The following is a 16981-nucleotide window of genomic DNA, read 5'->3' as shown; positions in this document are numbered from 1 at the left end:
CGGCGGGCACGGAGATGGTGATGCCGGGCGACAACGTCGCGCTCACCATCGAGCTGATCACGCCGGTGGCGATGGAGAAGGGCCTGCGCTTCGCTATCCGCGAGGGTGGACGCACCGTGGGCGCGGGAACCATCTCGGAGATCATTACGTAGAGGATCGCAAGTAAACGCAGCACAACCAGCGGCAGGATCAAGCCGCGAGCTCTTTAAGGACGAAGCAAAATGGCGACTAACGAAAGAATCCGCATCCGGCTGAAGGCCTACGACTACCGCGTGCTCGACCAGTCCACCGGCGAGATCGTGGAGACGGCGCGGCGCACCGGCGCGCAGATCGCGGGACCGATCCCGCTACCTACAGTCAAGAACAAGTACTGCGTGCTGCGCAGCCCTCACGTCGACAAGAAATCGCGCGAGGCCTTCGAGATCCGCACGCACAAACGCCTGCTCGATATCCTCGAGCCCACGCAGCAGACGGTCGACGCCTTGATGAAGCTCGACCTGCCCGCGGGCGTGGACGTCGAGATCAAGGCGTTCGGCAAAGAACACAAAGAGCACAAGTAAACCTACAGTTCGCCGTGGCGAATGATGAGGAAGAGAAGATCATGGCAAGCGTAAACGGGATACTCGGAAAAAAGGTCGGCATGACGCAGTTGTTCGATGACCGGGGCGACGTTCGTCCTGTCACCGTGCTGCAGGCCGGTCCCTGCGTGATCACGCAGAAGAAGTCGGCGGACAAGCATGGCTACGACGCGGTGCAGATCGGCCTGGTCGAGTTCGTCAAAGGCAAGAACGTCTCGAAGCCGATGCAGGGACACTTCGCCAAGCACAATCTGCCGCCGGTGAAGTTCATGAAGGAAGTCGCCATCGTCAGCGAGACGGCAAAGGCCGCCGCCGAAGGCCACGAAGACACGGCCGTCAAGGTGGGCGACAAGGTGCTGGTCGATATCTTCCAGGACGAGCGCTTTGTCGACGTGGCCGGCACCAGCAAGGGACGCGGCTTCGCCGGTGTGGTTCGCCGCCACAAGTTCAAGGGTGGCCCGGCGGCGCACGGACACATGTTCCAGGTGCAAGGGTCGATCGGCGCGTCGTCGTTCCCGTCGCGCGTCTTTCCGAACCAGCGCATGTCGGGACACATGGGCGATGCCTCGGTCACGGTGCGCAACCTGAAGATCCGCGGCATCGACCTCGAAGAGAACCTGTTGTTCGTGGAGGGCGCGGTCCCGGGATACAAGGGCGCGTACGTCGTCATCACTCGCGCCAAGAAGCCGCCGAGAGAGCGGCGGGGATTCGCCGGCGCCACCACCATCGATCCGTTGAAGGCCGCGAAGAAAGCTGCGGCTGGTAAGGCGAAGAAATAACATGGCAAAGATCGATATACAGAATCTCGAAGGCAAGAAGGTCGGCTCGCTCGAGCTCGCTGATGAGGTATTCGGCGCGGTCAACGAAGACCTTCTTTACGAAGCGGTCATCCATTATCGCGCCGCGCATCGTGCGGGCACGCACGCCACCAAGAACAAGAAGCTGGTGTCGGGCGCGGGCCGCAAGCTGTGGCGGCAAAAGGGTACCGGACGCGCCCGCGTGGGCTCCATCCGCTCGCCGCTCTGGCGGCATGGCGGCACTGTCCACGGGCCGCAACCGCGCTCCTACGACTATCAGTTCCCGCGGAAGAAACTGTTGGGCGCGCTGCGCTCGGCGCTGGCCGCGAAGCTGACCGATGGCAAGCTCATCGTGGTCGAGAGCTTCGAGATGAAAGACGCGAAGACGAAAGCTTTCCGCGGAGCGCTCGACAAGCTCAACGTCGGCAAGACCGCGCTGGTAGTCGAAGCGGAGGGCAACGCCAGCCAGAACGCGAACCTCCATCGCAGCGCCCGCAACCTGGCGGGCGTGGAGATGGTCGCCAGCAAGCAGGTGCATCCGTATCACCTGCTGCGCTACGACAGCGCCGTGTTCTCGCGCGCAGCGCTGGAGAAGCTGCAAGACACGCTGAAGGCGACCGCGCCGCGGCGCAAGCAGGAGGTCGCGTAATGAAGTCGGCATATCAGATCATCCGCCGTCCGGTCATCACCGAGAAGGGCCTGGGCGCGAAAGAGGCGGAAGGCACGCTGGTGTTCGAGGTGGCCGCGCAGGCCACCAAGACGGAAGTGAAGGAAGCGGTGCAGCAGATCTTCAAAGTGAAGGTCAGCTCGGTGCGCACCGCGAATTATCCCGGTAAGGAGCGGCGCCGGGGCAAGTTTGCCGGCTATCGCGCGGACTGGAAAAAGGCGTACGTGCGGTTGAAGGCCGGCGAAAAGATGCCGGAGTACGCGCAGAACATGTAGGAGAGGCAGCGAGGCAGCTCTTGGCTCTTGGCTTTTGGCCAGGAGCAGGAGTGAAAGGAACAGGCCAACGGCCAAGAGCCAATGGCTAAAAGCGATTCTATATGGCAATCAGAACTTACCGACCGTACACGCCGTCGATCCGCTATCGGACGACGATCGTCAACGACGACATCACGACGAACAAGCCGCACAAGCCCCTGGTCTCGCCCAAGAAGCGCTCCGGTGGACGCCGCAATGCGGGCGACATCACGCTTTGGCACCGTGGTGGCGGACATAAGCGCAAGCTGCGCGCCATCGACTTCAAGCGGGACAAGACCGGCATCCCGGCCACGGTGATCTCGGTGGAGTACGATCCCAACCGCTCGGCACGCATCGCGCTGCTCAGCTACGCGGATGGCGAGAAGCGTTACATCCTGCAGCCGGTCGGCTTGCAGGTTGGGCAGAAACTGATGAGCGGCCCCGAGGCCGACATCCTGGTCGGCAACGCGCTGCCGTTGAAGAACATCCCTTCCGGCACCACGGTGCACAACATCGAGCTCAAGCCCGGCAAGGGCGCGCAGATGGTGCGCTCCGCCGGGGGACAGGCGCAGCTGGTCGCGAAAGAAGGCGACTGGGCGCTCATCAAGCTGCCTTCCGGCGAGACGCGCAAGGTGATGGTCGATTGCATGGCGACCGTCGGTCAGGTCGGCAACCTCGATCACGAGAACATCTCCATCGGCAAGGCGGGACGCAATCGCTGGCTCGGCTTCAAGCCGGTCAATCGCGGCGTGGTCATGAATCCGGTCGACCATCCGCACGGTGGCGGTGAAGGCAAGACCTCCGGCGGCCGCCATCCGGTCACGCCCTGGGGACAACCCACTCGCGGCTACAAGACACGCAACAACAAGCGCACCGACAAGTTCATCGTCCAGCGCAGGAGTAAATAATGGCGCGCAGCTTAAAGAAAGGCCCGTTCATCGACGGGCACCTGTTGAAGAAGATCGACGGCATGAACCAGCGCAACGACAAGAAAGTCGTGCGCACGTGGTCGCGCCGCTCGACCATCTCCCCCGAGATGGTGGGACACACCATCGCGGTGCACAACGGCAAGAAGTTCATCCCGGTATACATCACCGAGAACATGGTGGGACACAAGCTGGGCGAGTTCTCGCCCACGCGCCAATTCAAGGGACACTCGATGAAGGCCGCGACCGAAGCGGCTACCGCCGCGGTGCCGGGCCGTCCCGGAGCTATCGGTGGTCCGGGCGCGATCGTTCCGGCAGCGGGCAGCACACCGGCAGCGCCGCCGGCGAAGGGATAAGGATAGAGACATATGGAATTCAGAGCTGAAGCCCGGTACGTGCGAGTCTCGCCGCAGAAGGCGCGCCTCGTCCTGGAACTGATCAAGGGACGCCGCGTCGAAGAGGCGATGAACACGCTCACCTTCACCAAGAAGGGCATCGCGCCCGACATCCAGAAGCTGTTGCGCTCGGCCATCGAGAATGCCAACTACCTGAGCCAGGAGAAGGGTCTCGACGTCGATCTCGACAACCTTTACGTGAAGCGCGCGATCGCCAATGAGGGCCCGCGCATGAAGCGCATCCGGCCGGCGCCGATGGGCCGGGCCTTCCGCTACCAGCGCCGCATCGCGCACATCGAGATCGCGCTGGCGGAGAAGGGCGCGAACGGACAGGCCACCGTGGTGAGCGACCAGACCGAGGCCAGCGCACCGAAGTCGAAGAGCAAGACCGCCGGCAAGAGCAAGAAGAAGCTGGCAGCGAGGAACAAATAATCATGGGACAGAAGGTACATCCTTACGGATTCCGCCTCGGCTACACCAAGCCGTGGAAATCGCGCTGGATCAGCGTGCGCGACTACGACAAGCTCTTGCTCGAGGACGTGAAGCTCAAGGCCGAGCTGAAAGAGAAGCTGAAGTCGGCGGGCGTGAGCTCGATCGAGATCGAGCGTCCGGGCAACAAGCTGCGCATCATCATCAAGACGGCGCGTCCGGGCATCATCATCGGCCGCAAGGGCGCGGAGATCGACAAACTCAAGCTCGAGCTGCAGAAGCGCACCGCGCGCGAGGTCTTCATCGACATCCAGGAGGTGCACAAGCCCGAGCTTGACGCCCAGCTGGTGTCGGAGAACATCGCGCTGCAACTCGAAAAGCGCGTCGGCTTCCGCCGGGCGATGCGCAAGTCGGTGGATTCGGCGCTGCGCTTCGGCTGCAAAGGCATCAAGGTGCGCGTCTCCGGCCGCTTGAATGGCAACGAGATCGCGCGCTCCGAGTGGTATCTCCAGGGACGCCTGCCGCTGCACACCTTGCGCGCCGACATCGAGTATGGCTTCTCCGAAGCCAAGACGACTTACGGCGTGATCGGCGTGAAGTGCTGGATCTACAAAGGCGAGATCCTCGGCACCAAGAAAGCCCAGGCCCAGCAACAGCAGCAAGCCGTGCCGGGTTCGGGCGCGTTTTAAACGGAATCAGGAAGACTGAGAACTCGTTATGTTGATGCCAAAGAAAGTTAAGTACCGCAAGCAGCAGCGCGGACGCATGCGCGGCAAGGCCTGGCGTGGCAGCGAGCTGGCCTTCGGCGATTACGGGCTCAAAGTACTCGAGCCCGGATGGATCACCGACCGCCAGATCGAAGCCAGCCGCGTCGCCATGACGCGCTTCATCAAGCGTGGCGGCAAGGTGTGGCTGCGCCTCTTTCCCGACAAGCCGGTCACCAAGAAGCCGGCTGAGACTCGTATGGGCAAGGGCAAGGGCGCGCCCGATCATTGGGTCGCCGTCGTCCGTCCCGGCAAGATCCTGTTCGAGATGGAGGGCGTCACTCACCAGGAAGCCAGCGAAGCATTGCGGCTGGCTTCGCACAAGCTGCCGCTGCGCACCAAGATGGTCGCGCGGCACGGAGTCGGCTCGCACCAATAGTTAGTAACCCTGAAGGATAGATATCTATGGCTAAGGGAATGACAGGAGATAAGGTCCGCAACCTCTCGGAAGACGAGATCCGGCATCAGGAGCGCGACCTCAACGACCAGCTCTTCCGCCTCAAGTTCCAGATGAAGATGGGACAGACGGAGAGCTTGAAGAAGATCCGCGGGCTGCGCAAAGACATCGCCCGCATGAAGACGATCGCGCGCGAGCGCGTGCTCGCCAATGGCAATGGCAACACCAGCACTGATGCGGCGCACGCCGCTGCCGCGGTGGCGCCGAAGGCGGCAAAGAAGCCGGCGGCTGCCAAGGCCAGCACGAAGACCAAGACAGTGAAGCAGGCGGAGAAACAGACCGCCACGGGAAGGAAGTAACCCATGGCCGCCACGAAAAAGGCAGCAGGGAAGCCGGAAGCGGAAGCGACGAAAGCAACGGCGAAGTCCGCGCCGGCAGTACACGCGAAGTCGGAGCGCACCGCGGCCATCGAGTCGAACCGGCACACTTCGGGCGACTCTAACCGCAACACCAAGATCGGCCAGGTCGTCTCCACCAAGATGTCGAAGACCATCGTGGTCGAGACCACCCGGCAGCGCGCGCACGCGCTTTACAAGCGCGTCATCTCGCGCTCCAAGCGTTTCTACGCGCACGATGAAGAAGGCGTGGCCCGGCTCGGTGATTTCGTCGAGATCGAAGAGACGCGTCCGCTTTCGAAGCTCAAGCGCTGGCGCTTGAAGAACATCATCCGGCGCTCCGCCCTGGTCATCGACGAGACCACCAAGGGCGAGCGCGCGAGCTAAATAGAAGACAAGACGAAAGAGACCGCTATGGCCGTAATGATGAGATCGATGCTCGAGGTCGCCGATAACTCCGGCGCGCGCAAGCTGCAGGTCATCCTGCCGCTCGGCGGCGGCGTGGGACTGACGGCGCACCTGGGCGACGTCTTCACCGCTTCGGTGAAGGAAGCTTCGCCCGACGGTACCGTCAAGAAGGGGACCGTGGTGAAGGCTGTCCTGGTGCGCGCGCGCAAGGAACATCGCCGCAAAGACGGCACCTACATCCGCTTCGACCAGAACGCCGCCGTGCTCATCAATGAGACGGGCGAGCCGGTCGGCACGCGCGTCTTCGGGCCGGTCGCCCGCGAGTTGCGCGACAAGAAGTTCTTGAAGATCGTATCGCTGGCACCGGAGGTCCTGTAAATGTCGAAGACGACGGTCGATATCCGCCGCAACGATACCGTGAAGATCATCTCCGGGCGCGATAAGGGCAAGCAAGGCCGTGTCCTGCGCGTCTCGCCGGACGACAAGCGCATCCTGGTGGAGCACGTGGGGATGGTGAAGAAGCACGTTCGTCCCAACCCGCAGCGCCAGATCAAGGGCGGCATCGCGGAGCAGGAATCGGCTATCTCGCTCTCGAACGTGATGCTGATGTGCCCGCAGTGCGGCCCCGTCCGCGTGGGCCATGAGATGCAGGGCGACAAGAAGGTCCGCATCTGCCGGAAGTGCGGCACGACTTTGGAGAAGTAGAAGACTGAGGACCCTACGAACCCGTCAAACCGAAAAGCGGAGAGCGGAAACCGTGGGAGAAGGTAGAAGCAGAACACAATGGCAAGACTGAAGCAAAAATTCGACAAAGAGATCGCGCCGGCGCTGATGAAGGAGTTCGGCGTGCCGAACCCCATGGCCGTGCCGCACCTGCACAAGATCGTGGTCAATATGGGTGTGGGCGAAGCCACGCAGAACGCGAAAGTGCTCGACCCCGCGGTCGCCGATCTGAACGCCATCACCGGACAGAAGGCGGTCATCACCCGCGCCAAGAAATCCATTGCCGCCTTCAAGGTGCGCGAGAACATGCCCATCGGGGCGATGGTCACGCTGCGCGGCGACCGCATGTACGAGTTCTTCGATCGCCTGGTGAACACCGCGCTACCGCGCGTCCGCGATTTCCGCGGCGTCAGCACCAAGTCGTTCGATGGACGTGGCAATTACACCCTCGGCCTGAAAGACCAGCTCGTCTTCCCGGAGATCGATTACGCCAAGGTCGACAAGCTCAAGGGCATGAACATCACTATCGTCACCACGGCGCAGGACGACAACCAGGCACGCTCGCTGCTCAAGCACCTCGGCATGCCGTTCCGTTCGGCTTCGGATAAGGGTTAAAGAAGGAAAACATGGCAACCACAGCAAAGATGGTCAAGGACGCTCGGAAACCCAAGTTCAAGAGCCGCCAGCACAACCGCTGCAAGCTCTGCGGACGCCCGCGCGCGTACATGCGCAAGTTCGGCATGTGCCGCTTGTGCTTCCGCGGTCTCGCGTTGCGGGGAGAGATCCCCGGTGTTTCCAAGTCGTCCTGGTAGCAAGGCAGTCTCAAAGTTTCGAGTTTCGCGTCGCGAACTTGAGACCTGAGACTGGAAACTGGTTTTGCAGTCCGCTGCCGCGGGTTCTCGGATGCACCGAGCGAACGGGCAGCGTAAGGAGTAAGGAGAAACGATGAGTCTGACCGATCCGGTCGCAGATTTTCTGGCTCGCGTACGTAACGCGATCCTGGCCAAGCAGCAGAAGGTTGACGTTCCCGCTTCGAAGCTGAAGCTCGAGATCGCCCGCATCCTCAAGGAAGAGGGTTACATCGCGAACTTCAAGGGGACGGAAGAGGAAGGGCGCAAGCTCATCCGCGTCTACCTGAAGTATGGCGCGAACAACGAGCCGACGATGTCGCAGTTGGCGCGCATCTCGCGTCCCGGCTGCCGCGTCTACGTCGGCCGCAACGAGATCCCGCGCGTCCTCGGCGGGTTGGGGATCAACATCCTCACCACCCCGAAGGGCGTGATGACCGGCCGCCAGGCGCGCCGTGAAGGTGTGGGCGGCGAAGTGCTGTGCGAGATCTACTAAGTAACGATAGGTGAGCGCGGAGCGAGTCCGCCGCGGCGGGCGAGCAAAGCGCGAGGGCAAAGCAGCGAAGCGTTGCGGAGCCCTAAGAATAACGAGGAAGCCGGCCGGCTGAACGCGGCCTGAGTGCAGACTCGAAAGGAAACTGAGAACAATGTCTCGAATCGGAAAGAAACCCATCCCGGTGCCGCAGGGCGTGAAGGTCGAGATCGTCGGCAACCTGGTGAAGATCCAGGGCCCGAAGGGCAAGCTCGAGCAGCCGCTGCCTCCCGGCATCACGATGGAGCAGAAAGACGGGCAGCTGCTTGCCATCCGCCCCAGCGATGACGAAGCCGCGCTGCACGGACTTGCGCGCGCGCTCGTCAACAACGCCGTGGAAGGCGTGACCAAAGGCTGGACGCGTGAGCTCGAGATCGTCGGCATCGGCTATCGCGCCGAATTGAAGGGCAAGGGCACGGTCGTATTCTCGCTGGGATATTCGCACCCCATCGAGTACCCGCTGCCTTCCGGCATCGACGTCGCTGTCGATCCGAAGCAGACCAAGCTGAGCATCACCGGCATCGATCGCCAGAAGGTCGGCCAGGTCGCCGCCGAGATGCGCAGCCTGCGTCCGCCTGACCCGTACAAGAACAAGGGTGTGCGCTACGCCGGCGAGAGATTGAAGAAGAAGGTCGGCAAGACGGGCGCGAAGTAAAAACAGTTCCCGGTCTCCTGTTTCCGGTTTCCGGAAAGGGAGAACGGGAAACGAGAAACTGGAAACGAGAAACTGGAAACGAGAAACTGACAATGATCCCGCAAAGAGAAAAGAACGTGATCCGCAAGCGCGTGCATGTGCGCATCCGCGAGAAGATGGCGGGCACCGCCGAGCGGCCGCGGCTGAACGTCTATCGCTCGCTGAACCACATCTACGTGCAGCTCATCGACGACCTGTCGGGCAAGACCATCGTCTCTGCCTCCACCAACGAGAAAGCGGAAACCAAGGGCGCGAAGTCGAAGGGCAGCAAGAAAGCCGGCGGCAACGTGGCCAGCGCCAAAGCCATCGGCAAGCTCATCGCCGACCGCGCCCAGGCGAAGGGCGTGAACAACGTGGTCTTCGATCGCGGCGGCTACATCTACCACGGACGCGTCAAGGCCCTGGCCGACGCGGCCCGTGAAGCAGGACTGAAGTTTTAAAAGGATCTAAGGAAAAGGGTGAGCCCGAGCGAGCGCCGATATCGCGCGAGCCTAGGGCGAGGGCAGAGCAGCTTCGCTGCGGAGCCCTAGAAGAGAAGACTAAATGCCAATAGTGACGAAGAGACTCGACGCCGGCCAGTTCAACCTGAAAGATCAGGTCGTGGCCATCAATCGCGTGACCAAAGTGGTGAAGGGCGGCAAGAACCTGTCGTTCGCCGCGCTGGTCGTCGTCGGCGACCCCTCCGCCGGCGTGGTCGGCTACGGTTCCGGCAAAGCGAAAGAAGTGCCGCAGGCTATCCGCAAGGGGATCGAGGCGGCGAAGAAGAACCTGGTGCGCGTGCACCTGAGCTCCACCACCATCCCGCACGCCTCGCTGGGACGGTTTGGCGCCGGCATGGTGCTGCTCAAGCCTGCGCCTGAAGGCACGGGCGTGATCGCCGGCGGCGCGGTACGCGCGGTCATGACCTCCGCGGGCGTGCAGAACGTGCTCACCAAGTCCATCGGGACCGCCAACCCGCACAACGTGATCAAGGCCACCTTCGATGCGCTCAAGAAACTGCGCGACAAGAAGGCCGTTGCTGCGCTGCGCGGCAAACAGGTCGAGGAGCTTTAACCATGGTCGAGACCAAGCACGTCGAAACGAAGAAGAGATCGGCGAAGGCGCCGACCGGCACCATCCGCATCAAGTGGGTGCGTTCCGCCATCCAGGCCCCGGTGAAGCATAAGAAGGTCGTCAAGGGCCTGGGCTTCACGCGGCTGAACCAGATCGTCGAGCGCGAAGACACGCCCTCGATCCGCGGCATGGTCAACAAGATCCCGCACTTGGTCGAGATCGTGCAGTAACAACCGCGCTCTCCGCTTTCTGCTTTCCGCATTCCGGAGAGCGAAGGGCGGAAAGCGGAAAGCGAATTTAGGGATTTACGATGAATCTTTCTACGATAAAAGCACCGAAGGGATCGCGCGAGAATAAGAAGCGCGTCGGCCGCGGCATGGGTTCCGGCATGGGCAAGACCTCCACCCGTGGACACAAAGGCCAGCGTTCGCGCTCCGGTTCGCGCATGATGCGCGGCTTCGAGGGCGGCCAGATGCCGTTGCATCGGCGTGTTCCCAAACGCGGCTTCAACAACATCTTCCGCCAGGAGTACCAGATCGTGAATCTGGAGACCCTGGCCATCCTCGGCGAAAAGGAGATCACGCCCGAGGTGTTGCACTCCGCCGGCGCCATCCGCAAAGCCAACGTCCCGGTAAAGATCCTGGGCGATGGCGAGCTCAAGAGCGCCATGACGGTGCGTGCGCACAAGTTCTCGAAGTCGGCGCAGGAAAAGATCACTGCTGCCGGCGGGAAGTTCGAGATCCTCGGCGCCATACCTGAGGAAGTGAAGGCTCCCCGCCAGCCGAGGCCAGGAGCCGTGGCGAGGGCCGCGGAGGCAAAGGCGGCGGAAACGGCGGAAGCGTCGGAATCAAAGGCTGGGGAATCAAAGGCTGGGGAATCAAAGACCGGGGAACCCAAGGCAGCGCAACCGAAAGCCGAAGCCAAGGCGGAGAAGCCGGCGAAGCCGAAGAAGAAACCGTAGTCGTCATCGGGTGCTGATCAGAGAATGCTAGAAAAATTAGCCAACATCTTCCGCGTTCCCGACCTGAGGAAGCGTGTCTTCTTCACGCTCGGCCTGCTGGCGGTCTATCGTCTCGGCTCGCACATCCCCACGCCGGGGATCAACGTCGAGGCGCTGAAGCACGCCATGGAAGGCCAGGCGGGCTCGCTGCTCGGCTTCTACGACCTGTTCAGCGGCGGCAACTTCCGCCGGCTGACGGTCTTCGCGCTGGGCATCATGCCGTACATCACGGCGTCGATCATCCTGCAGTTGTTGACGGTGGTGTACGAACCGCTGGCGCGCTTGCAGAAGGAAGGCGAACTCGGCCGGCGCAAGATCACCCAGTGGACGCGCTACCTCACCGTGATCCTCTCCGCGCTGCAATCCGCCGGCATCGCCATCACGCTGCAGAAGATGCAGGGCGAGCAGATCGTCAAGAATCCCGGCTACGGTTTCATCATCATGACGATGATCACGCTCACCGCCGGCTCCGCTTTCATCATGTGGCTGGGCGAGCAGATCACCGAGCGCGGCGTGGGCAACGGCATGTCGTTGCTCATCTTTGCCGGCATCGTCGTCGGCTTGCCGCACGGCATCGCCGAATTGGTGGACAAAGTGCGAACCAACGCCTGGGGCGCGCTCACTCCGGTGGCCATGTTGCTGCTCATCGCGATGATGATCGTCGTGGTCGCGTTCATCGTCTTCGTGGAGCGCAGCGAGCGTCGCATCCCGGTGCAATACGCCAAGCGCGTGGTGGGTCGCAAGGTCATGGGGGGCCAGTCCACCTTCCTGCCGCTCAAGGTGAACACCGGTGGCGTGATGCCGGTGATCTTCGCGTCGTCCATCCTCAGTTTCCCGCTGATGGCGGCGCCGCTCATCAGGAACAATCCCACGTTGAGCTCCTGGCTGGGGCCCACCATCACGGCGATGGGCTACGGCGAGCCGCTCTACACGCTGCTCTATTGCATCGGCATCATCTTCTTTGCGTACTTCTACGTCTCCATCGTGTTCAACCCGATCGAGGTGGCGGACAACATGCGCAAGTACGGTGGGTTCATCCCCGGCATCCGTCCCGGCCGCCGTACCGCCGACTACGTGAACGAAGTGCTTACCCGCATCACCCTGGTTGGCGCGCTCTACCTCATCGTCGTCTCGCTCATCCCGCAGTGGATGATCACCGGCATCCATTTGCATCACCTGCCGGCCTGGCTGGGCGGAAACTTCTTTGCCAACCTGCCGACCTGGGTCACCAACGGACTGGGCGTCAACTTCTACTTTGGCGGTACCTCGCTGCTCATCGTGGTTGGCGTGGCCATGGACACGGTGCAGCAGATCGAAGCGCAGCTCATCATGCGCCACTACGAAGGGTTCACGCCGCGTAGCGGACGCATTCGCGGACGGCGCGCATGGTAAGCACTCCCACGAGCACCCAGAAAGCCATTGGACCCATCGTGCTGCTCGGCCCTCCGGGCGCCGGTAAAGGGACGCAGGCCAAGCGCATCGCCGAGCACTATGGCATCCCGCAGATCTCCACCGGAGACATCCTGCGCGCCAACGTGGCCTCGGGCACCGAGCTAGGTAAGCAGGCCAAGGCCATCATGGATCGCGGCGAGTTGGTGCCCGACACCCTGGTGCAAGACATGGTCGCCGCCCGCATGCAGCAGCCCGATTGTGCTCGCGGCTACATTCTCGATGGCTTCCCGCGCACCTTGGCGCAGGCCGAGTGGCTGGATAAGTTCTTTCAAAATCAACGGGATGCGCAGCTTCCGCCGGTTGTCGTGGATATTCAGGTCGGCTATAATGAATTGTTGGGCCGGCTCACCGGACGTCGTACTTGTCCCACCTGCGGGCGCATCTACAACGTTCATCTTTCTCCTCCCAAGGTCAATGAGGTTTGTGACGTTGAGGGGTCGAAGCTCGTCACGCGTAAAGACGATCAGGAGTCGGTGATCGCCGAACGGCTCAAGGCTTACGAACGCCAGACAGCGCCCCTTACCGACTATTACAAGTCGCAGGGTCGCTTGCGCGTTTTGGATGGCTCGCGCTCGGTCGACGAAGTCACCACGCAAGCCTTCCAGGCATTAGAGAAGGCACGGTAGCGGGATAGCGGTTAGGGCTGCAAGACACGGTTCAAGAAGGCATGCCGATAGTGTGTAAGTCGCGCCAAGAGCTCGAGAAGATGCGGCGGAGCGGTTCCATCGTCCGCACCGTGCTCAACGAGCTCAAGGCCATGGTGAAGCCGGGCATCACGACCATGGACCTGGAGCGGCACGCCGAGCGGCGCATCAAGGAAATGGGCGCCACGCCGGCGTTCAAGGGATATCACGAGTATCCCTGCGTGCTCTGCACCTCGTTGAACAACGAGATCGTCCACGGCATTCCGTCGGAAAAACGGAAGCTGCAGGAAGGCGACATCGTCTCTATCGATTGCGGCGTGGTGCTCGACGGTTTCTACGGCGATGCGGCCATCACCGTGGCGGTGGGCGAGAAGATCGGCCTGGAAGCGCAGAAGCTCCTCCAGGTCACGGAAGCTTCGCTCAACCGCGCGATCGAGAAGATGCGCATCGGCAACACCGTGGGCGACGTAGGCGCGGCGGTGCAGGAAGTGGTTGAGGCGAATGGCTTCAGCGTGGTCCGCGATTTTGTCGGCCACGGTATCGGGACGCGTTTGCACGAGGATCCGCAGGTGCCGAATTTCGGCGTCCCCGGCCACGGCGCGCGCTTGCGGGAAGGCATGGTTCTGGCCATCGAGCCGATGGTCAATGTGGGCAAGCCGGGTGCGCGCGTGCTCGACGATAACTGGACGGCAGTCACCGAAGATGGCTCCATCAGCGCCCACTTCGAACACTGCGTCGCGGTCACGAAAGATGGCCCACTGGTCTTGACGGCCTAGGTTTTGCAAGCAGAACGATCTCGAAGGAGTGCATGAGTAAAGAGGACGCGATTGAAGTCATGGCAGTGGTCATCGAACCCCTGCCCAATGCGATGTTCCGGGTAGAACTGATGGAAGGCAACAAGCACCAGGTCCTGGCCCATGTCTCCGGACGCATGCGCAAGAACTTCATCCGCATCCTGCCGGGTGACAAGGTCGCGGTCGAGTTGTCGCCTTATGACCTGTCGCGCGGACGGATCGTGTATCGCTACAAATAGTTCAGCAGCAAGGAACAGGGGACTCATGAAGGTGCGAGCGTCAGTAAAGAAGATCTGCGACAAGTGCAAGGTCATCCACCGCAAAGGCGTGGTGCGGGTGATCTGCGAGAACTCGAAGCATAAACAGAGGCAGGGCTAACTATGGCACGCATTGCAGGCGTCGATCTCCCGCGTAACAAGCACGTGGACATCGCGCTCACGTACATCTACGGCATCGGACACTCGCGCGCGCGTCGCATCGTCGCCGCCGCCAAGGTCGAGCCCACCAAGAAGGTGCAGGACCTCAACGAAGAGGAAGTCAACCACATCCGCCAGGTCATCGAGAGTGAAGGCGGCGTGGAAGGCGACCTCCGCAAAGATGTGCAGCTGCACATCAAGCGCCTGATCGAGATCGGCTCGTACCGCGGCCAGCGCCATCGTCGCAACCTGCCCGTCCGCGGACAGCGCACCCACACCAATGCTCGTACCCGCAAGGGTCCGCGCAAGGGCACGGTCGCGAACAAGAAGAAAGTCGCGTCGAAGACGTAAGGACGGAAAATGGCAAAGCAACCAGTCGATAAGACGATCACTCCGGGAGCCGCACCAGCGACCGGAGCGCCCGAGAAAAAGGGCAAGAAGAAGCAGTTCAAGAAGCGCGAGAAGAAGCACGTTCCACACGGGATCGTGTACATCCAGGCCACGTTCAACAACACCATCGTCACCATCACCGATGGCACGGGCCAGACCATCTCGTGGAAGAGCTCGGGCTCGCTCGGCTTCCGCGGCTCCCGGAAAGGGACGCCGTTCGCGGCGCAGCAGGCGGCGATGAACGCCGCCAACATGGCGCGCGAGCACGGCCTGCGCTCGGTCGAGGTGCGCGTCTCCGGGCCCGGCTCCGGCCGCGAATCGGCGATCCGTGCGCTCGCTGCCGCCGGCATCGAAGTGCGTTCCATCCGCGACGTCACGCCCATCCCGCACAACGGATGCCGTCCGCCAAAGCGCAGAAGGGTGTAGGTAGGAGTTTCCAGTTTCCGGTTTCCCGTTGTCTCTCTGGAAAACTGGAAACTGGAAACTTGAAACTGGAAACTGCAGTAAAGGATCGGGAGGAAGCGCAGCCAGCGCGTAAACCGATCGACCCTGAAGTCAAGAAGAAGGAGAAGAATGGCTCGTTACAAAGATGCAGTCTGTCGTCTCTGCCGCCGGGAGGGCATGAAGTTGTTCCTCAAGGGGCAGAAGTGCTTCACCGAGAAGTGCCCGATCGAGAAGCGCAACTTCCCTCCCGGACAGCATGGCAAAGACCGTAAAGCCAAGATCGTGGGCTACGGCTTGCAGCTGCGCGAGAAGCAGAAGACCAAGCGCATGTACTTCACGCTGGAGAAGCAGTTCCGCAACTACTTCGAGAAGGCCGCCCGTACCCGTGGCGTCACCGGCGAAATGCTGTTGCAGCAACTCGAGCGCCGTCTCGACAACGTGGTCTATCGCATGGGCTTTGCCGTCGCGCGGCGCCAGGCGCGCCAGCTCGTCCGCCATGGCCACATCGAGGTCAACGGACGCAAGGTCGATATCCCTTCTTACCAGGTCTCGGCCGGTGACACCGTCGCCGTGCGCGAGCGCAGCCGCAAGCTCATCCTGGTGGAGCAGGCCAAGGAGCTCACCTCGCACCAGTCGGTGCCGACGTGGATCTCCGCCGACCGCGACAACTACACCGGCAAGATCCTCTCGCTGCCGAAGCGTGAGGAGATCAACATGCCGGTGAACGAGCAGCTGATCGTCGAGTTGTACAGCAAGTAATCGGAAACGCCGGTCCGCCGGCGCTACCTAAGGTTTTCACGGCCCTGATTCGCACCAGATGTGCCACTGCGGAGTTCCACCTCACGCGGGCCGCGTGAGGAGGCCGCAATGAGCCGAATGGGCGAAGGAGAGTAATACACCATGGTCCTTTGGAAAGGGTTTCAAAAACCGAAGCGTCTTGCTACTGACACCGAGACGCTCACTGACCGCTACGGCCGCTTCTGGGCACAGCCCTTCGAGCGCGGCTTTGGCACAACCGTCGGCAACGCGCTGCGGCGCGTGCTGCTCAGCTCCATCGAAGGCGCGGCCGTCACGGCCGTCAAGATCGAGGGGGTGCTGCACGAGTTCCAGTCCATTCCGGGCGTGGTCGAGGATGCCACCGACATCATCCTGAACCTCAAGCAAGTCCCATTCAAGTTGAACGGCGAAGGTCCGAAGGCGATCTATCTCAAGTCCGACCAGCCGGGCGTGGTGACCAGCGGCATGATCGAGGCCGACGGCGACGTCGAGATCCTCGACAAAGAGGTCTACATCGCGACCATCTCCGAGGGCGGCAAGCTCGACATGGAGATGCGCCTCAAGCGCGGACGCGGCTACGTTGCGGCCGACAAGAACTTCGATGAGGACCTTGGCCTCGGGTTCATCCCGATCGACTCGGTGCATTCGCCGGTGCGCAAGTGCAACTACACCGTAGAAGCTGCGCGTCTCGGCCAGATCACCGACTACGACAAGCTCACGCTCGAGATCTGGACCAACGGCTCGGTCACGCCGACCGATTCGCTGGGACTGGCTGCCAAGCTCATCAAGGATCACATGGCCATCTTCATCAACTTCGAGGAAGAGCTCGAAGCTGAAGCGGCCTCGGACTCCAAGCCCGAGATCCGCAACGAGAACCTCAACCGTTCCGTCGAAGAGCTCGAGCTTTCGGTGCGCAGCTACAACTGCCTGAAGAACGCCAACATCCAGACCATCGGCGAGCTGGTGCAGAAGTCGGAAGCCGAGATGCTGAAGACCAAGAACTTCGGACGCAAGTCGCTCAACGAGATCAAGGAGATACTTTCCTCGATGGGCCTCTCGCTCGGCATGCGCATCGACGAACAGGGCAACGCCGTACCGAATCAGTCGGCCGCTGCCCGTATCGAAGGCTAAGCGAAATGCTCGCGCGGAGGCGGGCGATTCGCCC

29 protein-coding genes and 2 pseudogenes are annotated in these 16981 nt (G+C 61.9%); all 31 read left to right on the top strand.

What is annotated here, in order from left to right; genetic code table 11:
* Positions 1 to 152, top strand: a 152-nt coding sequence (gene tuf / locus M3P27_12705; GenBank protein MDP9269168.1) for an elongation factor Tu, incomplete at its 5' end; no start/stop codon positions are given.
* 69 nt (positions 153 to 221) lie between these two features.
* A complete protein-coding gene (gene rpsJ / locus M3P27_12700) occupies positions 222 to 560 on the top strand; it encodes a 30S ribosomal protein S10 (GenBank protein ID MDP9269167.1) in 339 nt (112 codons plus the stop codon).
* A 41-nt stretch (positions 561 to 601) separates the two neighbouring features.
* A complete protein-coding gene (rplC, locus tag M3P27_12695; protein ID MDP9269166.1) occupies positions 602 to 1357 on the top strand; it encodes a 50S ribosomal protein L3 in 756 nt (251 codons plus the stop codon).
* A gap of 1 nt (position 1358) precedes the next feature.
* On the top strand, positions 1359 to 2024 hold the full coding sequence (gene rplD / locus M3P27_12690; GenBank protein MDP9269165.1) for a 50S ribosomal protein L4: 666 nt from the start codon (positions 1359 to 1361) through the stop codon (positions 2022 to 2024).
* Complete coding sequence (locus tag M3P27_12685; protein ID MDP9269164.1) at positions 2024 to 2317, top strand: 50S ribosomal protein L23; 294 nt, start codon at positions 2024 to 2026, stop codon at positions 2315 to 2317. Before rplD ends, M3P27_12685 begins: the two co-directional genes overlap by 1 nt.
* Positions 2318 to 2418: 101 nt before the next feature.
* On the top strand, positions 2419 to 3243 hold the full coding sequence (gene rplB, locus M3P27_12680) for a 50S ribosomal protein L2 (GenBank protein MDP9269163.1): 825 nt from the start codon (positions 2419 to 2421) through the stop codon (positions 3241 to 3243).
* Positions 3243 to 3491: pseudogene (gene rpsS, locus M3P27_12675) on the top strand (30S ribosomal protein S19). Before rplB ends, rpsS begins: the two are co-directional and overlap by 1 nt.
* A 138-nt stretch (positions 3492 to 3629) precedes the next feature.
* Positions 3630 to 4088 carry a 50S ribosomal protein L22 gene (gene rplV / locus M3P27_12670; GenBank protein ID MDP9269162.1) on the top strand — a complete coding sequence of 153 codons (459 nt, stop codon included), beginning with the start codon at positions 3630 to 3632 and terminating at the stop codon, positions 4086 to 4088.
* A 2-nt stretch (positions 4089 to 4090) separates the two neighbouring features.
* Entirely contained in the window at positions 4091 to 4774 is a 684-nt protein-coding gene (rpsC, locus tag M3P27_12665; protein ID MDP9269161.1) for a 30S ribosomal protein S3, read from the top strand.
* A 28-nt stretch (positions 4775 to 4802) separates the two neighbouring features.
* A complete protein-coding gene (gene rplP / locus M3P27_12660; GenBank protein ID MDP9269160.1) occupies positions 4803 to 5228 on the top strand; it encodes a 50S ribosomal protein L16 in 426 nt (141 codons plus the stop codon).
* 38 nt (positions 5229 to 5266) lie between these two features.
* A complete protein-coding gene (gene rpmC / locus M3P27_12655; protein ID MDP9269159.1) occupies positions 5267 to 5605 on the top strand; it encodes a 50S ribosomal protein L29 in 339 nt (112 codons plus the stop codon).
* A gap of 3 nt (positions 5606 to 5608) precedes the next feature.
* Positions 5609 to 6028, top strand: a complete 420-nt coding sequence (gene rpsQ / locus M3P27_12650) for a 30S ribosomal protein S17 (protein ID MDP9269158.1) — start codon at positions 5609 to 5611, stop codon at positions 6026 to 6028.
* A 27-nt stretch (positions 6029 to 6055) separates the two neighbouring features.
* A complete protein-coding gene (gene rplN / locus M3P27_12645; GenBank protein ID MDP9269157.1) occupies positions 6056 to 6427 on the top strand; it encodes a 50S ribosomal protein L14 in 372 nt (123 codons plus the stop codon).
* Complete coding sequence (gene rplX, locus M3P27_12640) at positions 6428 to 6754, top strand: 50S ribosomal protein L24 (protein MDP9269156.1); 327 nt, start codon at positions 6428 to 6430, stop codon at positions 6752 to 6754.
* Between the two features lie 78 nt (positions 6755 to 6832).
* A complete protein-coding gene (rplE, locus tag M3P27_12635; protein MDP9269155.1) occupies positions 6833 to 7387 on the top strand; it encodes a 50S ribosomal protein L5 in 555 nt (184 codons plus the stop codon).
* An 11-nt stretch (positions 7388 to 7398) separates the two neighbouring features.
* On the top strand, positions 7399 to 7584 hold the full coding sequence (locus tag M3P27_12630; GenBank protein MDP9269154.1) for a type Z 30S ribosomal protein S14: 186 nt from the start codon (positions 7399 to 7401) through the stop codon (positions 7582 to 7584).
* A gap of 133 nt (positions 7585 to 7717) precedes the next feature.
* Positions 7718 to 8116: a 30S ribosomal protein S8 gene (rpsH, locus tag M3P27_12625; GenBank protein MDP9269153.1), complete on the top strand. Its 399-nt coding sequence runs from the start codon at positions 7718 to 7720 to the stop codon at positions 8114 to 8116.
* A 151-nt stretch (positions 8117 to 8267) separates the two neighbouring features.
* The gene (gene rplF, locus M3P27_12620) at positions 8268 to 8807 is read left to right on the top strand and encodes a 50S ribosomal protein L6 (GenBank protein MDP9269152.1); all 540 of its coding nucleotides are present in this window, start codon (positions 8268 to 8270) and stop codon (positions 8805 to 8807) included.
* A gap of 92 nt (positions 8808 to 8899) precedes the next feature.
* A complete protein-coding gene (rplR, locus tag M3P27_12615) occupies positions 8900 to 9286 on the top strand; it encodes a 50S ribosomal protein L18 (GenBank protein ID MDP9269151.1) in 387 nt (128 codons plus the stop codon).
* A 112-nt stretch (positions 9287 to 9398) separates the two neighbouring features.
* Complete coding sequence (rpsE, locus tag M3P27_12610; GenBank protein ID MDP9269150.1) at positions 9399 to 9899, top strand: 30S ribosomal protein S5; 501 nt, start codon at positions 9399 to 9401, stop codon at positions 9897 to 9899.
* 2 nt (positions 9900 to 9901) lie between these two features.
* Positions 9902 to 10129 carry a 50S ribosomal protein L30 gene (rpmD, locus tag M3P27_12605; GenBank protein ID MDP9269149.1) on the top strand — a complete coding sequence of 76 codons (228 nt, stop codon included), beginning with the start codon at positions 9902 to 9904 and terminating at the stop codon, positions 10127 to 10129.
* 80 nt (positions 10130 to 10209) lie between these two features.
* Positions 10210 to 10644: pseudogene (gene rplO / locus M3P27_12600) on the top strand (50S ribosomal protein L15).
* A gap of 240 nt (positions 10645 to 10884) precedes the next feature.
* Positions 10885 to 12291 carry a preprotein translocase subunit SecY gene (gene secY, locus M3P27_12595; GenBank protein ID MDP9269148.1) on the top strand — a complete coding sequence of 469 codons (1407 nt, stop codon included), beginning with the start codon at positions 10885 to 10887 and terminating at the stop codon, positions 12289 to 12291.
* Positions 12285 to 12977 carry an adenylate kinase gene (locus tag M3P27_12590; GenBank protein ID MDP9269147.1) on the top strand — a complete coding sequence of 231 codons (693 nt, stop codon included), beginning with the start codon at positions 12285 to 12287 and terminating at the stop codon, positions 12975 to 12977. The genes secY and M3P27_12590 overlap by 7 nt, the downstream gene beginning before the upstream one ends.
* 41 nt (positions 12978 to 13018) lie before the next feature.
* Entirely contained in the window at positions 13019 to 13771 is a 753-nt protein-coding gene (gene map, locus M3P27_12585) for a type I methionyl aminopeptidase (GenBank protein ID MDP9269146.1), read from the top strand.
* Between the two features lie 32 nt (positions 13772 to 13803).
* Positions 13804 to 14028 carry a translation initiation factor IF-1 gene (infA, locus tag M3P27_12580; protein MDP9269145.1) on the top strand — a complete coding sequence of 75 codons (225 nt, stop codon included), beginning with the start codon at positions 13804 to 13806 and terminating at the stop codon, positions 14026 to 14028.
* A gap of 25 nt (positions 14029 to 14053) precedes the next feature.
* The gene (rpmJ, locus tag M3P27_12575; protein MDP9269144.1) at positions 14054 to 14167 is read left to right on the top strand and encodes a 50S ribosomal protein L36; all 114 of its coding nucleotides are present in this window, start codon (positions 14054 to 14056) and stop codon (positions 14165 to 14167) included.
* A gap of 2 nt (positions 14168 to 14169) precedes the next feature.
* Positions 14170 to 14556: a 30S ribosomal protein S13 gene (gene rpsM, locus M3P27_12570; GenBank protein MDP9269143.1), complete on the top strand. Its 387-nt coding sequence runs from the start codon at positions 14170 to 14172 to the stop codon at positions 14554 to 14556.
* Between the two features lie 9 nt (positions 14557 to 14565).
* A complete protein-coding gene (gene rpsK / locus M3P27_12565) occupies positions 14566 to 15021 on the top strand; it encodes a 30S ribosomal protein S11 (protein MDP9269142.1) in 456 nt (151 codons plus the stop codon).
* A 147-nt stretch (positions 15022 to 15168) separates the two neighbouring features.
* Entirely contained in the window at positions 15169 to 15798 is a 630-nt protein-coding gene (rpsD, locus tag M3P27_12560; GenBank protein MDP9269141.1) for a 30S ribosomal protein S4, read from the top strand.
* Positions 15799 to 15939: 141 nt separating this feature from the next.
* On the top strand, positions 15940 to 16947 hold the full coding sequence (locus M3P27_12555) for a DNA-directed RNA polymerase subunit alpha (GenBank protein ID MDP9269140.1): 1008 nt from the start codon (positions 15940 to 15942) through the stop codon (positions 16945 to 16947).
* Positions 16948 to 16981: the final 34 nt, after the last annotated feature.

The sequence above is a fragment of the Acidobacteriota bacterium genome, assembly GCA_030774055.1.
Lineage (GTDB): Bacteria > Acidobacteriota > Terriglobia > Terriglobales > Acidobacteriaceae > JACPNR01.
The sequence above is the reverse complement of the archived record's forward strand: the minus strand, read 5'-3'. Positions and strand labels throughout refer to the sequence as shown.